We start from the raw sequence: 14227 nt of genomic DNA on the forward strand, positions 1-14227 counted from the left end.
GGTTCCCCCCGAGTGCCTCAGCGAAGGCCGGTCGGCCTGCGCAGTGCCGCCTGGATCAGGCGGTCCACCAGCTCCGGGTACGCGATGCCGCTCGCCTGCCACATCGCCGGGTACATCGAGATCGGGGTGAAGCCGGGGAGCGTGTTGATCTCGTTGATGACGAAGTGGCCGTCCTCGGTGAGGAAGAAGTCCGCGCGGACCAGGCCCTCGCAGGAGGCCGCCTCGAAGGCGTCGACGGCGAGGCGCCGGACCTCGGCGGTCTCCTCGTCGGTCAGCGGCGCCGGGACGATGCCCGGGGTCGAGTCGATGTACTTGGCCTCGAAGTCGTAGTAGGCGTGGGCCTCGGGCGGCGGGATCTCGGCCGGGACGGAGGCGCGGGGGCCGTCCTCGAACTCCAGGACGCCGCACTCGATCTCGCGGCCCCGCAGGGCGGCCTCGACGAGGATCTTCGGGTCGTGGCTCTGGGCCTCGGCGATCGCCTCGTCCAGACCGGTCAGGTCGTCGACCTTGGTGATGCCGATGGAGGAGCCCGCGCGGGCCGGCTTCACGAAGAGCGGCCAGCCGTGCTCACCGGCGAAGTCGATGATCTTCTTGCGGGCGGCGGACTCGTCGAGCTGCCACTCACGCGGCCGGATCACCACGTACGGGCCGACCCGCAGCCCGAAGGAGGTGAACACCCGCTTCATGTACTCCTTGTCCTGGCCGACGGCCGAGGCGAGGACGCCCGAGCCGACGTACGGGACGCCGGACAGCTCCAGCAGGCCCTGGAGGGTGCCGTCCTCGCCGTACGGGCCGTGCAGGACGGGGAAGACGACGTCGACCTCGCCGAGCGCCTTGGGCACCGAGCCGGGCTCGCTGTAGACGACCTCCCGGTTGGCAGGGTCGACGGGGAGCACCACGCCGCCCTCCTGCGAATCGGCGAGCTCGTCGACGGTGGGCGTGCGGCGGTCGGTGATCGCCATGCGCTCCGGTTCGTCGGCGGTGAGCGCCCAACGGCCGTCCCTGGTGATGCCGATCGGCAGGACGTCGTACTTCGTCCGGTCGATGGCACGCAGGACGGCGCCGGCCGTGACCACGGAGATCCCGTGTTCCGAGCTGCGGCCGCCGAAGACGACGGCCACGCGCGGCTTGCGGGACGGCTGCTCAGGGCTCTGGGGGAGGTTCTCGGTGCTCATATCGCGTTGAGAGTACCCGTTGGTAGTGCGGTCGTCAGCGCCCGTACGGCCGCTGTCGCTCAGCGTCGCTCCGACTTGGCGGAGCGCGACATCAGCTCCTTGAGGGCGACCACGGGCGGCTTGCCCTCGTGCACGATGTCGACGACCGTCTCGGTGATGGGCATGTCGACTCCGTGCCGGCGCGCCAAGTCCGCCACGGACTCACAGGACTTGACGCCCTCGGCGGTCTGCCTGGTGACCGCGATGGTCTCCTGGAGGGTCATGCCCCTGCCCAGGTTGGTGCCGAAGGTGTGGTTGCGGGAGAGCGGCGAGGAGCAGGTCGCCACCAGGTCGCCGAGGCCCGCGAGCCCCGAGAAGGTCAGCGGGTCGGCGCCCATGGCCAGGCCCAGGCGGGTGGTCTCGGCGAGGCCGCGGGTGATGAGCGACCCCTTGGCGTTGTCGCCGAGGCCCATGCCGTCCGCGATGCCGACGGCGAGACCGATGACGTTCTTGACGGCACCGCCCAGTTCACAGCCGACCACGTCGGTGTTGGTGTACGGGCGGAAGTACGGGGTGTGGCAGGCGGCCTGGAGCCGCTGGGCGACGGCCTCGTCGGTGCAGGCGACCACGGAGGCGGCCGGCATGCGGGAGGCGATCTCGCGTGCCAGATTGGGGCCGGTGACGACGGCGATACGGTCCTGCCCGACCTTGGCGACATCCCCGATGACCTCGCTCATCCGCATGGCGGAACCGAGCTCGACGCCCTTCATGAGCGAGACGAGGACGGTGTCGGGGGCCAGCAGCGGCACCCATGCGGCGAGGTTGGCGCGCAGCGTCTGGGAGGGGACGGACAGCACGGTGAAATCGGCTCCGGCGGCGGCCTCGGCCGGGTCCGTGGTGGCGCGCACGTTCTCCGGGAGCTCCAGGCCCGGCAGGTAGTCCGCGTTGGTCCGGGTGGAGTTGATGGCGTCGGCGACCTCCGCGCGACGCGCCCACAGCGTGACCTCGCACCCCGCGTCGGCGAGCACCATGCCGAAGGCCGTGCCCCACGAACCGGCGCTGAACACGGCCGCCTTGACCGGCTTGCTCACTTGCCCTGCCCCTCTTCCTGACGTTCCTGTTCCCGCAGGGCTCCATTGTGCTGACCGGGCCGCCGGTGCTCGACCGCCGCCGCGCTCCGGCGCCGCTGCTCGATGCGCTCCCGCTTCGGGTCGTAGGGCGTCTCGGGCGCCTTCTCGCCGCGGATCTCCTCCAGCTGGCGGGTGATGGCGGCCATGATGACCTCCGTGGCGTCCTTCAGCAGCTCGGGGGTCATCTCCTTGTCGTAGAAGCGCGAGAGGTCGACGGGCGGTCCCGCGAGCACACGGTGCGTCTTGCGCGGCAGGAGGCTGGGCTTCTTGGCGTACGGGGGCAGCAGTTCGTTGGCGCCCCACTGGGCCACGGGGATCACCGGGCACCTGGTCTGGAGGGCGACCCGCGCGGCGCCGGTCTTGCCGGTCATGGGCCACTGGTCCGGGTCGCGGGTGAGGGTGCCCTCCGGGTAGAAGGCGACGCACTCACCGCGCTCCACGGCGTCGATCGCGGCGCGGAAGGCGCTCAGCGCGTCCGTGGTCTCGCGGTAGACGGGGATCTGTCCGGTGCCGCGCATCGCGGCGCCCACGAATCCCTTCTTGAAAAGACCGCTCTTCGCGAGGAATCGCGGAACTCGGCCGCTGTTGTACTGAAAGTGCGCGTACGCGAAGGGGTCGAGGTGCGAATTGTGGTTCACCGCGGTGATAAATCCGCCGTCGGCCGGAATGTTCTCCATTCCGCGCCAGTCCCGCTTGATCAGAATCACCAGCGGCGGTTTGCACAGGACCGCGGCGAAGCGGTACCAGAAGCCGATTCTGCGGCGGGACACTCGGACACCTTCCTCTAGGGGGCCAGGGGGCTCCTCGCCCGGGGAGCCGCACAAGTGTCGCCCCGGACCGCCGGTCTGTCGAGGACACCGTACGCCCCGCCCTGCGGACTTCCCCTGCCCCCAGGTGAGAATGACGGCGACAAGAGAGGGACGGAACATCCGTGCAGTGGACCCTGGTCGTACCCCTGAAGCCCTTGGCGCGGGCCAAGAGCAGGCTCTCGGACACCGCCCACGACGGCGTGCGCCCGGGTCTGGCCCTCGCCTTCGCCCAGGACACGGTGGCCGCTGCCCTGGCCTGCGCGGCGGTGCACGATGTGGTGGTCGTCACGGACGACCCGCTCGCCGCGCGCGAGCTGGCGGCGCTCGGTGCCCGGACCGTCCCCGACGATCCGGCGGCCGACCCGGCGGACGGCCTGAACGCCGCGCTGCGACACGCGGCGGCCCTCGCGAGCGGCGCCCGGCCATGCGCCCCGGTGGCCGCCCTGAACGCCGATCTGCCGGCCCTGCGTCCGGCGGAACTCTCCCGCGTCCTGGACGCCGCCGCCGCGTTCCCGCGCGCGTTCCTCGCGGACGCCGCCGGCACCGGCACCACCCTGCTCGCCGCCGCTCCGGGGCGGGCGCTCCGCCCGGCGTTCGGCCCCTGCTCCCGGGCGGCCCACCGCCGCTCCGGCGCCGTGGAACTGGCGCTCGACGCCGTCGACTCCGTGCGCCAGGACGTCGACACCGGCGACGACCTGCGCACCGCCCTGTCCCTGGGCGTGGGCCCCCGTACGGCCGCCGCGGCCGCGCGCCTGCTGATACCCGGCCAGTAGGCTGCGTCCATGCAGGCCACCGCATACACCTACGACCCGGCCACCCGCTCGGGCCAGGTCCTCCTCGACGACGGCACCCCCGTCCCCTTCGACGCCCCGGCCTTCGACGCGGGCGGCCTGCGCCTCCTCCGCCCCGGCCAGCGCGTCCGCATCGAGACGGAGGGCGCGGACGAGGCCCTCCGCATCACTTTGATCACTCTGCAGACCTTCTGAGGCGGCCGGGCCACGACCAGGCGGAAGCGGCCCGGGGAACCGTGGGAGCGAACACGAACGGCCCGTGTCCACCCGCGAGGCGATCCCCGCGGCGAATCGACATTCTCAACCGACCCTTACTTCCGGAAACGCCGCGGGCCGGGCTCCGACAAGGAGCCCGGCCCGGCGCGTGTGAGTACCCAGCGCCCCCCTGCTAGCGGGCGGCAGTCTTCTTCGCCGTGGTCTTTCGTGCCGACGACTTCTTGGCCGGAGCCTTCTTCGCGGTGGCCTTCTTGGCCGGAGCCTTCGCAGCGGTGGTCTTCTTCGCCGCGGTCGACTTCGCGGCCGTGGTCTTCTTCGCCGCGGTCGACTTCGTCGCCGTGGTCTTCTTCGCGGTGGTCTTCTTCGCCGTCGTCTTCTTCGCCGCCGCCGTGGTCTTCTTGGCGGGCGCGGCCTTGCGGGCCGTCGTCGCCTTCTTCGCGGTCGTCTTCTTCGCTGCCGCCTTCTTGACCGTCGCCGAAGCGCCACCGCTCAGGCTGCCCTTGGGCGCCTTCTTGACGGCGACCTCGCCACCCCGGGGCAGCTTCTTGGAGCCGCTCACCAGGTCCTTGAAGCCCTGACCTGCGCGGAAGCGGGGCACGGAGGTCTTCTTCACCCGAACCCGCTCACCCGTCTGCGGGTTGCGGGCGTAACGGGCGGGACGCTCGACCTTCTCGAACGAACCGAAGCCGGTGACCGAGACCCTCTCACCCGCGACCGTCGCCCGGACGATGGCGTCCAGGACGGCGTCCACCGCGTCGGCGGCCTGCTGACGGCCACCGAGCTTGTCCGCAATCGCTTCTACGAGCTGCGCCTTGTTCACGTCTTCCCCTTCGGAGACATCGCCAGAACGAAAGTGTTCAAGCTTTTCGCACGTTAGGCAGATATATACCGCAAATCAAACACGAAACGGGCTTATCACCCTTGTGCCGCAACGAACTCGGCTGTCACGGAGTTCCTTCAGCGATCCCCGGTGGGCATTCGCCCCTCGTCGAGGTCCGCCGTGAAGCTCTCCAGACGCCTTGCCGCGTCGGCGAGATCGTGCTTGGCCACCGCCGTAATGACCAGCAGCTTCCGGGTCAGCGCCATCCGTACGCCCTCCGGGACTTGCAGTGCGCGCACCCTTGCGTGCGCTTCCTTGAGTTGGCCCGCGACCGCCGTATAGAGCTCGAGTTGGCCGTCGTGTTCCATGCACAGATTGTGCCATCTGGGGCGAGTTGTCGCCTGCCCAGGGGGCAACTGCCGTCTCCCGGGGGCCTGTCGAGCACCCCCATCCGATGCCACACGATGATGCGCGTACCCCGGCAAACGCCTTTGTAACTAGGGGAGTTGAAACCTTTCTGCACCCCACTTCCAAGGTGCGCCACTCCAGACATGGCTGTACCCCCAACCGTGCACGATTGGGGGTACAGGGGGGTGTGGCGGTGGCTGGAATCCGTCTTGCGCGGGCCGCCCCGGGGGGTGGCCCGCGAGGTGGATCAGACCGGCAGCGTCCGCGGCTTGTACGACGGCCGCTTGGCCTCGTACGCGGCGATGTCGGCCTCGTTCTGGAGGGTGATGGAGATGTCGTCCAGCCCGTTCAGCAGCCGCCAGCGGGAATTCTCGTCCAGCTCGAAGGAGGCGGTGATGCCCTCGGCACGCACCTCCCGGGTCTCCAGGTCGACCGTCACCTCGGCCTGGGGGTCCTTCTCGGTGAGCTCCCACAGCGCGTCCACGATCTTCTGCTCCAGCACGACCGTGAGCAGGCCGTTCTTGAGCGAGTTGCCGCGGAAGATATCGGCGAACCGGGAGGAGATCACGGCCTTGAAGCCGTAGTTCTGCAGCGCCCACACGGCGTGCTCACGGGACGAGCCGGTGCCGAAGTCGGGGCCGGCGACCAGGACCGTGGCGCCCTGCCGCTCCGGCTGGTTGAGGATGAAGGTCTCGTCCTTGCGCCAGGCCTCGAACAGTCCGTCCTCGAAGCCGTCCCTGGTCACCTTCTTGAGCCAGTGGGCGGGGATGATCTGGTCGGTGTCGACGTTGCTGCGGCGCAGCGGGACGGCCCGGCCGGTGTGCTTGGTGAATGCTTCCATGACTCTCAGACTCCAGCGGGCGCGGGGGCGTCGGACAGGTCGGCGGGCGAGGCCAGGTGGCCCAGCACGGCGGTCGCGGCGGCGACCTGCGGCGAGACCAGGTGCGTACGGCCGCCCTTGCCCTGCCGGCCCTCGAAGTTGCGGTTGGAGGTGGACGCGGAGCGCTCACCGGGGGCCAGCTGGTCCGGGTTCATGCCCAGGCACATGGAGCAGCCCGCGTGCCGCCACTCGGCGCCGGCCTCCTTGAAGACGACGTCCAGGCCCTCGGAGACGGCCTGCAGACCGACCCGCGCGGAGCCGGGGACGACCAGCATCCGTACGCCGTCGGCGACTTTGCGGCCCTTGAGGAGATCGGCGGCGGCGCGCAGGTCCTCGATGCGGCCGTTGGTGCAGGAACCTACGAAGACGGTGTCCACCTTGATCGAGCGCAGCGGCTGCCCCGCCTCCAACCCCATGTACTCCAGGGCCTTTTCGGCGGCCAGACGCTCCGAAGCGTCTTCGTACGAAGCCGGGTCGGGGACGTCCGCGGAAAGCGGCGCGCCCTGGCCGGGGTTGGTGCCCCAGGTGACGAACGGCGACAGCTCGGCCGCCTCGATCACGACCTCGGCGTCGAACTCGGCGTCCTCGTCCGTCCTGAGGGTCTTCCAGTACGCGACGGCGGCGTCCCAGTCCTCGCCCCGGGGGGCGTGCGGGCGGCCCTTGAGGTACTCGAAGGTGGTCTCGTCGGGGGCGATCATGCCCGCGCGGGCGCCGGCCTCGATCGACATGTTGCAGATGGTCATGCGGGCCTCCATCGAGAGCTTCTCGATGGCGGAGCCGCGGTACTCCAGGATGTAGCCCTGCCCGCCGCCGGTGCCGATCCTGGCGATGATCGCCAGGATCAGGTCCTTGGCGGTGACGCCGTCGGGCAGCTCGCCGTTGACGGTGATGGCCATGGTCTTCGGGCGGGCCATGGGCAGCGTCTGGGTGGCCAGCACGTGCTCCACCTGGGAGGTGCCGATGCCGAACGCCAGACCGCCGAAGGCGCCGTGCGTGGAGGTGTGGGAGTCACCGCAGACGACCGTCATACCGGGCTGGGTCAGACCCAGCTGCGGGCCGACGACGTGGACGACCCCCTGCTCGACGTCGCCCAGCGGGTGCAGCCGCACGCCGAACTCGGCGGCGTTGTTCCGCAGCGTCTCCAGTTGGACGCGGGAGACGGGGTCCGCGATGGGCTTGTCGATGTCGAGGGTGGGGGTGTTGTGGTCCTCGGTCGCGATGGTCAGGTCGAGCCGGCGGACCTTCCGCCCGCTCTTGCGGAGACCGTCGAAGGCCTGGGGGCTGGTCACCTCGTGCAGCAGGTGCAAGTCGATGAAGAGGAGGTCGGGCTCGCCCTCGGCGCGCCGGACGACATGGTCGTCCCAGACCTTCTCCGCGAGTGTCCTACCCATCGCTTTCCCTCCGGCCGACGCGGCAGCGCGTCGGCCCAACTAGAGATATCGGAGGTGGCGAGCGCGTGCGCATCCCCTCGTCGCGCGCGCCGGCCGCCGGGCTCGTCGGTCCGCGAGCCACTGTTGTTCTGCTTCCAGAGTGGCAAGGTCCACGTGAAATTGAACTTGCGTTTCACAGAGTGAGACGCGAGTATCGTTGCATGGACAACAGTAGCGGCGTCGGCGTTCTGGACAAGGCGGCCCTGGTCCTGAGCGCTCTGGAGTCCGGTCCGGCCACCCTCGCGGGTCTGGTCGGAGCCACCGGACTCGCACGGCCCACGGCCCACCGCCTGGCCGTGGCTCTGGAACACCACCGCATGGTGGCACGGGACATGCAGGGCCGGTTCATCCTCGGTCCGAGGCTGGCCGAGCTGGCCGCGGCCGCCGGTGAGGACCGGCTCCTCGCCACGGCGGGCCCGGTGCTCACACATCTGAGGGACGTGACGGGCGAGAGCGCGCAGCTCTACCGCCGCCAGGGCGACATGCGCATCTGCGTCGCCGCGGCGGAGCGGCTGTCCGGCCTGCGGGACACGGTCCCGGTCGGCTCGACGCTCACGATGAAGGCCGGCTCCTCCGCCCAGATCCTCATGGCCTGGGAGGAGCCCGAGCGCCTGCACCGCGGCCTCCAGGGCGCCCGGTTCACCGCGACCGCGCTCTCCGGGGTGCGCCGCCGTGGCTGGGCCCAGTCGATCGGCGAGCGCGAGCCGGGCGTCGCCTCGGTCTCGGCGCCGGTCCGCGGCCCCTCCAACCGCGTGGTCGCCGCGGTCTCGGTCTCCGGCCCCATCGAGCGCCTGACCCGCCACCCCGGCCGCATGCACGCCCAAGCGGTGATCGACGCCGCGGCCCGCCTCTCCGAAGCCCTGCGCCGCTCGGGCTGACCCCTCCGAAACCGTCCGACCACGAAAAAGGCCTGCCTCAACGCCGCGGCAGGCCTTTTCTCATGCGGTCGCCCGGCCCTTCCCGTGCGGCCGGCCACGTCGCGCGCCCTCGTCAGGCACGCACCCGCCGATGGGCGAACCGCTCCTTCGCCGACCTGCCCCGCTTCTCGATCGGCAGCACCCCCGTGGCCGCCGCGAGACCGAAGGCCGGCATGTCGGCGTAGATCGACTCGTACGACCCCTCCGGCACCACGTAGGTCTCGTGCCAGAGCCCGACATGACCGCGGCTCCTCCCCTTCCGCTCCTTGCGGTTCATCGCCGCCCACGCCACTCGGTGGAAGGCGTCGGCCGCGTGCGCGTATCCGTAGAGCTTCTCCTTGGACTCCCAGTACTGGACGACGTAGTACGTCCGCGGTGAGGCCGTGAGCAGGACGGCGTTCAGCAGCCCTCGGCCCGGGTCCTTGCGCAGTTCGCGCAGCATCCGGGGCATCGCGGCCAGCACCGGCAGCCAGTGGTGGACGGCCCAGAAGTGGTTGATGCGCACGCCGATGAGCAGGACCACGACATCGCCCTCGGCGGCAGCGGTGGTCCGTCCTGCGACGACCGGATTCCCCGACATGAACTCCCCCTTGTTGGTGAGCGACACTATCCGACCACTCATGCTTGGATAGTGCCACTTCCCAAGGAGGGGCGCAAGAGAGATGCGGCTGGCGGAGTTGAGCGCACGCAGCGGGGTGTCCACCGCGACGATCAAGTACTACCTGCGCGAAGGGCTGTTGGCGCCGGGCCGGCAGGTCAACGCGACGACGGCGGAGTACGACGAGGGCCATCTGCGCCGGCTCCGGCTGGTGCGGGCGTTGATCCAGGTGGGGCGGGTCCCGGTGGCGAGCGCCAGGGAGGTGCTCAAGCACGTCGACGACGAGTCGCTGGGCCGCACCATCCGCCTGGGCGCGGCCTTGTGGGCGCTCCCCCAGGCCCCCGACCCGGACGACGACGACCCGGCCACGGCCGCGGCGTCCGCGGAGGTGGACCGGCTGCTGAGGCGGCTGGGCTGGGACGCTGCGCGGGAGATCGGCGCGCTCTCCCCGGTGCACCGCTCCCTGGTGGCGCTGGTGGCCACGCAGATCCGGCTCGGTTATCCGTGCGACGCAGAAACCATGGCTCCGTACGCCGAGTTGATGCACCAGGCGGCGGCGCGGGATCTGGACCGGATGGAGACATACGAGTCCGACACGGAGATGGTCGAGTCGGCGGTGTCGTCGGCGGTGCTGTTCGAGCCGGTGCTGCGGGCACTGCACCGGCTGGCCCAGGAGGAGGAGTCGGCGCGGCGGTACGGCCTCGAGTGAGCGGGAGGGGCCGGGACGTACGGCACGGTCCCGGGCGCCCCGCCTCGGCCTCCGGGCACGACGAAGGCCCTCCGCCGAAGCGAAGGGCCTTCTGTGACGTACCCCCGACCGGATTCGAACCGGCGCTACCGCCTTGAGAGGGCGGCGTGCTAGGCCGCTACACAACGGGGGCGTGGAGCCTGCTGGCGTTCAGTACTACAGCGCCGCAGGTCCGAGCTGGTCTACCTGGACTCGAACCAAGACTAACTGAACCAGAATCAGTCGTGCTGCCAATTACACCATAGACCAATGTGGTTTAGACCAGTCAGTACCCCCGACCGGATTCGAACCGGCGCTACCGCCTTGAGAGGGCGGCGTGCTAGGCCGCTACACAACGGGGGCCCTAGCGATCCTGCATCGAGGTGAGAGGGTGCGACCCGAACTCTCCTCGCGGGAAGGATCTGTACCCCCGACCGGATTCGAACCGGCGCTACTGCCTTGAGAGGGCAGCGTGCTAGGCCGCTACACAACGGGGGCTTGCGGATGTGATCCGCGGGCGCAGATAAGCTCTGCGAGCTGGCCTACCTGGACTCGAACCAAGACTAACTGAACCAGAATCAGTCGTGCTGCCAATTACACCATAGGCCACTGGAACGCAAGCCCCTGAGGGGTTCTTGTTCTAGTTTGCGCTTCCGGTTCCGGCCTTTCGGCCCGCTCCCCGGCGGCGCAGAAAGAACATTACCCGAAGGTGGACGGCGCTCCAAAACGAGTATCCGAGCCGAGGATCGCGGGGAGTTCGGCGAGGGTGGCGATGCGGTGCGGTCCGACCGGCGGGTCGACGGTCGCGTGCAGGCCGCCGCGATCGAGCCAGACCGACAGCAGGCCCGCCTCGGCGGCGCCCTGTCCGTCGATCTCGGGGTGATCGCCGACGTAGGCGACCTGCTGCGGGGGCAGGTCGAGGGCCTCGCAGGCGGCGTGGAAGGCCGCGACGGCCGGCTTGTGGACACCCAGCTGCTCGGCGCACAGAACGGTCTCGAAGCGGTCCCACACACCGAGGGTGCGCAGCTTGCGCTCCTGCACGGGGAGGCTGGAGTTGGACAGGACCGCGTGCCGGTGCGTCCCGGCGAGCGCGTCGAGGACGGGCAGGACATCCGGGAAGAGCGCCCAGGCCCGCTCGTAGTGGACGATGTAGCGGTCGAACCAGGCGTCGGCCTCGGCGTCGGTCAGCGGTTCGCCGTGGAAGTCCCGCACCCGGTCGCGCCGGGTGGCCTCCCAGTCGCCCTGACCTGCGGCGTACCGCCGCCAGTGCAGGCTCGTGAGTTCGCGCCAGCGGTCGAGGGCCTCGTCGACCGAGCCGTACCGGCGCAGGCCCTCGGCCGACAGATGCGCCCGCATGCCGGTGCGGTCGGCCGTGGTGTAGTCGAAGAGGGTGTCGTCGACGTCCCAGACCACGGCCTTGATGTTCATGGTCCGACGGTAGCCCGAGGCCGGCCGCCCTGTCCGGCGGATGGCGAAGGGGCGGCACCCGGGGTTCCGGGTGCCGCCCCTCACGTACGGGTGTTACGCGGCCAGCCTGGCCAGGGCCGCGTCGATGCGCGCCAGGGTCTTCTCCCTGCCCAGGATCTCCAGGGACTCGAAGAGGGGCAGGCCGACCGTGCGGCCGGTGACGGCCACGCGGACGGGGGCCTGGGCCTTGCCGAGCTTGAGGCCGTGGGCCTCGCCGGCGGCCAGGACGGCCTCCTTGAGGGACTCGGCCGACGTCCAATCGGCCGACTCCAGCTTCTCCTTCGCGGTGCGCAGCAGCGCGTCGGAGCCCTCCTTCATCGCCTTCGTCCAGGACGCCTCGTCGTCGGCCGGCTCCGGCAGGAACAGGAAGTCGACGTTGTCGGTGATCTCCGACAGGACCTTCAGGCGGGTCTGCGCGTGCGGGGCGATGGCCTGCCACTTGACCTCGTCGAAGTCCTCCGGGGCCCAGGGGGCGAAGGGGGCCTTCAGCCAGGGGGCGCAGCGCTCGGTGAACTCCGTCACGCTCAGCATGCGGATGTGGTCCGCGTTGATCGCCTCGGCCTTCTTCAGGTCGAAGCGGGCCGGGTTGGGGTTCACGTCGGCGACGTCGAAGGCGGCGACCATCTCCTCGATCGTGAAGATGTCCTTGTCCGCGGAGAGCGACCAGCCGAGGAGCGAGAGGTAGTTCAGCAGGCCCTCGGGGAGGAAGCCGCGCTCCCGGTAGAGGTTCAGGCTCGACTGCGGGTCGCGCTTGGACAGCTTCTTGTTGCCCTCGCCCATCACGTACGGCAGGTGGCCGAAGGACGGGATCTCCTTGGCGATACCCAGATCGATCAGTGCCTTGTAGAGCGCGATCTGACGGGGTGTCGAGGAGAGCAGGTCCTCGCCGCGCAGGACGTGGGTGATCTCCATCAGGGCGTCGTCGACCGGGTTGACCAGCGTGTAGAGCGGGGCGCCGTTGGCGCGGACGATGCCGTAGTCCGGCACGTTCTCCGGGGTGAAGGTCAGCTCGCCGCGGACCAGGTCGGTGAAGGTGATCGGCTCGTCGGGCATCCGGAAGCGGACGATCGGCTCACGGCCCTCGGCCTCGTACCGGGCCTTCTGCTCCGGCGTGACCTCGCGGCACTTGCCGTCGTACCCGGAGGGCCGGCCCGCGGCGCGGGCGGCGTCACGGCGCTCCTCCAGCTCGGAGGCGGTGCAGTAGCAGTAGTAGGCGTGGCCGGCGTCCTTGAGTTTCTCGGCCACCTCCTTGTACGTCTCCATGCGCTGCGACTGGCGGTACGGCGCGTGCGGGCCGCCGACCTCGGGGCCCTCGTCCCAGGTGAAGCCCAGCCAGCGCAGCGAGTCCAGGAGCTGCTCGTAGGACTCCTCGGAGTCGCGGGCCGCGTCGGTGTCCTCGATGCGGAAGACGAACGTGCCGCCGGTGTGGCGGGCGAACGCCCAGTTGAAGAGGGCCGTGCGGACCAGGCCCACGTGGGGGTTGCCGGTCGGGGACGGACAGAAACGTACGCGGACGGAGCCGTTAGCCACGCTTGATCACCTTGTTGGTGAGAGTGCCGATGCCTTCGATGGTGACGGCGACCTCGTCGCCGACGTTGAGGGGGCCGACCCCTGCCGGGGTGCCCGTGAGGACGACGTCGCCGGGGAGCAGCGTCATCGCCTCGGTGATGTTGACGATCAGGTCCTCGATGGAGTGGATCATCTCGCTCGTGCGGCCGAGCTGGCGCTGCGCGCCGTTGACCGTGAGCTGGATGGTCAGGTCCGAGGGGTCCAGCTCGGTCTCGACCCAGGGGCCGAGGGGGCAGGACGTGTCGAAGCCCTTGGCCCTCGCCCACTGCTTCTCGCGGCGCTGGACGTCACGGGCGGTGATGTCGTTGGCGCAGGTGTAGCCGAAGATCACGTCCTTGACGCGTTCGCGCGGGACCTCGCGGCACATACGGCCGATGACCACGGCGAGCTCGGCCTCGTGGTGGAGCTCCTGCGAGAAGGCGGGGTACTGGATCTCGTCGCCGGGGCCGATCACCGAGGTGGCCGGCTTGAAGAAGGCGAACGGGGCGTCGGGGACCTCGTTGCCGAGTTCCCGGGCGTGTTCGGCGTAGTTGCGGCCGAAGGCCACGACCTTGTTGGGGAGCACCGGCGGCAGCAGCCTGACCCTTGTCCTTGAATCAAGAGAGGCCAGCGGGACCTTCGTGCCGGAGAGCTCGAAGTCCGCGAACGGGATGCCCTTGATGATGTCGAGGACGAGCTCGTCCGGCTTGTCGCCCTCGACCGCTCCGAAGGCTACGTTCCCGTCGATGGAGAACCTGGCGATGCGCACGGGATCCTCGCGCCCCTTAACTGAGCTGGCTGGAGTCTGACGCTCCAGGCTAACGCGGCAAGGGGGGCCCGCCTCGCGCATTAACGGGGCGCGGCCCACCGCGCCCATGGGAAAGGGCGCCCTGGTCGTGATGCCGGGCGCCCTTTGTCCGCGTACTGACGGAGCCGTCTTCCCTCATGCACCGGATCCGTGTTGAGCACGGGACGGATTCCGCGCGTACTTGAGGGTGCAACTACTCGGCGGCCTGGGCAGGGACCCTCACCAGGACCGTCCGGCGGGGGTTGGCGGTCTGGGAGGGGAGGTCGACGGAGTGCTCCTGTTCCGGCGTGCGCAGGTCCTCGGCGTCGGCGAGGTGGGCCAGCGTGGTGCGCCGGGGGTTGGCTATCGTGCGGAACATCGTCGTCGTCTTCACTGTTGTCCAGGACCTCGTCGTGAGCGGGCGCCGGGCCGGTCCGCAAGGACCGCCCCACAAGCGCGGGTTGTCGGATTCGCCATCCCTGTAAAGCGTCAGGCTAAACATCCGGTTCCCGGGCGAGGGTGCGAAGAAGGCATGATCACCGTGT

Annotated in this window: 16 protein-coding genes and 5 tRNA genes; 4 read left to right on the plus strand and 17 right to left on the minus strand. The window is 70.0% G+C overall.

The features are described 5' to 3' along the window. Positions 1-17: 17 nt before the first annotated feature. From AC067N_RS20160 to AC067N_RS20170, 3 genes are read right to left on the minus strand one after another with little or no spacing between them, the layout of a single operon-like run. Positions 18-1175 carry a D-alanine--D-alanine ligase family protein gene (locus tag AC067N_RS20160; RefSeq protein WP_478680252.1) on the minus strand — a complete coding sequence of 386 codons (1158 nt, stop codon included), beginning with the start codon at positions 1173-1175 and terminating at the stop codon, positions 18-20. A gap of 59 nt (positions 1176-1234) precedes the next feature. Further along, positions 1235-2245: an NAD(P)H-dependent glycerol-3-phosphate dehydrogenase gene (locus AC067N_RS20165; protein WP_478680253.1), complete on the minus strand. Its 1011-nt coding sequence runs from the start codon at positions 2243-2245 to the stop codon at positions 1235-1237. After that, positions 2242-3054: a lysophospholipid acyltransferase family protein gene (locus AC067N_RS20170; RefSeq protein WP_478680254.1), complete on the minus strand. Its 813-nt coding sequence runs from the start codon at positions 3052-3054 to the stop codon at positions 2242-2244. The genes AC067N_RS20165 and AC067N_RS20170 overlap by 4 nt, the downstream gene beginning before the upstream one ends. 161 nt (positions 3055-3215) lie before the next feature. Here AC067N_RS20170 and cofC point away from each other — a divergent pair, with 161 nt between their 5' ends. Further along, entirely contained in the window at positions 3216-3866 is a 651-nt protein-coding gene (gene cofC, locus AC067N_RS20175; RefSeq protein ID WP_478680255.1) for a 2-phospho-L-lactate guanylyltransferase, read from the plus strand. Between the two features lie 9 nt (positions 3867-3875). Beyond that, the gene (locus AC067N_RS20180) at positions 3876-4079 is read left to right on the plus strand and encodes a hypothetical protein (protein ID WP_478680256.1); all 204 of its coding nucleotides are present in this window, start codon (positions 3876-3878) and stop codon (positions 4077-4079) included. Positions 4080-4272: 193 nt separating this feature from the next. Here the strand turns inward: AC067N_RS20180 and AC067N_RS20185 are convergent, their stop codons facing one another. From AC067N_RS20185 to leuC, 4 genes are all read right to left on the minus strand, one after another. Beyond that, the gene (locus tag AC067N_RS20185) at positions 4273-4920 is read right to left on the minus strand and encodes an HU family DNA-binding protein (protein ID WP_478680257.1); all 648 of its coding nucleotides are present in this window, start codon (positions 4918-4920) and stop codon (positions 4273-4275) included. A 137-nt stretch (positions 4921-5057) separates the two neighbouring features. Continuing rightward, positions 5058-5288 (minus strand): SCO5555 family protein, encoded by a 231-nt coding sequence (locus tag AC067N_RS20190; protein WP_478680258.1) that lies wholly within the window; start codon positions 5286-5288, stop codon positions 5058-5060. Positions 5289-5575: 287 nt separating this feature from the next. Further along, positions 5576-6169 (minus strand): 3-isopropylmalate dehydratase small subunit, encoded by a 594-nt coding sequence (gene leuD, locus AC067N_RS20195; protein ID WP_478680259.1) that lies wholly within the window; start codon positions 6167-6169, stop codon positions 5576-5578. 5 nt (positions 6170-6174) lie between these two features. Next, the gene (gene leuC, locus AC067N_RS20200; RefSeq protein WP_478680260.1) at positions 6175-7599 is read right to left on the minus strand and encodes a 3-isopropylmalate dehydratase large subunit; all 1425 of its coding nucleotides are present in this window, start codon (positions 7597-7599) and stop codon (positions 6175-6177) included. Positions 7600-7799: 200 nt separating this feature from the next. Here leuC and ndgR point away from each other — a divergent pair, with 200 nt between their 5' ends. After that, entirely contained in the window at positions 7800-8516 is a 717-nt protein-coding gene (gene ndgR, locus AC067N_RS20205) for an IclR family transcriptional regulator NdgR (protein WP_009320373.1), read from the plus strand. 112 nt (positions 8517-8628) lie between these two features. Here the strand turns inward: ndgR and AC067N_RS20210 are convergent, their stop codons facing one another. After that, on the minus strand, positions 8629-9135 hold the full coding sequence (locus AC067N_RS20210) for a DUF4188 domain-containing protein (protein ID WP_478680380.1): 507 nt from the start codon (positions 9133-9135) through the stop codon (positions 8629-8631). Between the two features lie 82 nt (positions 9136-9217). Here AC067N_RS20210 and AC067N_RS20215 point away from each other — a divergent pair, with 82 nt between their 5' ends. Continuing rightward, on the plus strand, positions 9218-9862 hold the full coding sequence (locus tag AC067N_RS20215; protein ID WP_478680261.1) for a MerR family transcriptional regulator: 645 nt from the start codon (positions 9218-9220) through the stop codon (positions 9860-9862). A gap of 99 nt (positions 9863-9961) precedes the next feature. On the opposite strand, the gene AC067N_RS20220 is transcribed toward AC067N_RS20215, so the two are convergent. From AC067N_RS20220 to AC067N_RS20260, 9 genes are all read right to left on the minus strand, one after another. Next, a tRNA-Glu gene (locus tag AC067N_RS20220) sits at positions 9962-10034 on the minus strand. A 44-nt stretch (positions 10035-10078) separates the two neighbouring features. Then, positions 10079-10150 (minus strand) — tRNA-Gln (locus AC067N_RS20225). A 20-nt stretch (positions 10151-10170) separates the two neighbouring features. Next, positions 10171-10243 (minus strand) — tRNA-Glu (locus AC067N_RS20230). Between the two features lie 62 nt (positions 10244-10305). After that, positions 10306-10378 (minus strand) — tRNA-Glu (locus AC067N_RS20235). A 39-nt stretch (positions 10379-10417) separates the two neighbouring features. Beyond that, positions 10418-10489 (minus strand) — tRNA-Gln (locus AC067N_RS20240). A gap of 90 nt (positions 10490-10579) precedes the next feature. After that, complete coding sequence (locus tag AC067N_RS20245; RefSeq protein ID WP_478680262.1) at positions 10580-11308, minus strand: HAD family hydrolase; 729 nt, start codon at positions 11306-11308, stop codon at positions 10580-10582. Between the two features lie 93 nt (positions 11309-11401). Next, positions 11402-12877, minus strand: coding sequence for a glutamate--tRNA ligase (gene gltX, locus AC067N_RS20250; protein WP_478680263.1), 1476 nt, complete (start codon positions 12875-12877; stop codon positions 11402-11404). Beyond that, the gene (locus tag AC067N_RS20255; protein ID WP_478680264.1) at positions 12870-13664 is read right to left on the minus strand and encodes a fumarylacetoacetate hydrolase family protein; all 795 of its coding nucleotides are present in this window, start codon (positions 13662-13664) and stop codon (positions 12870-12872) included. Before AC067N_RS20255 ends, gltX begins: the two co-directional genes overlap by 8 nt. Positions 13665-13896: 232 nt before the next feature. Continuing rightward, the gene (locus tag AC067N_RS20260; protein WP_478680265.1) at positions 13897-14076 is read right to left on the minus strand and encodes a hypothetical protein; all 180 of its coding nucleotides are present in this window, start codon (positions 14074-14076) and stop codon (positions 13897-13899) included. Positions 14077-14227: the final 151 nt, after the last annotated feature.

The sequence above is a fragment of the Streptomyces sp. NPDC042364 genome (assembly GCF_056437585.1).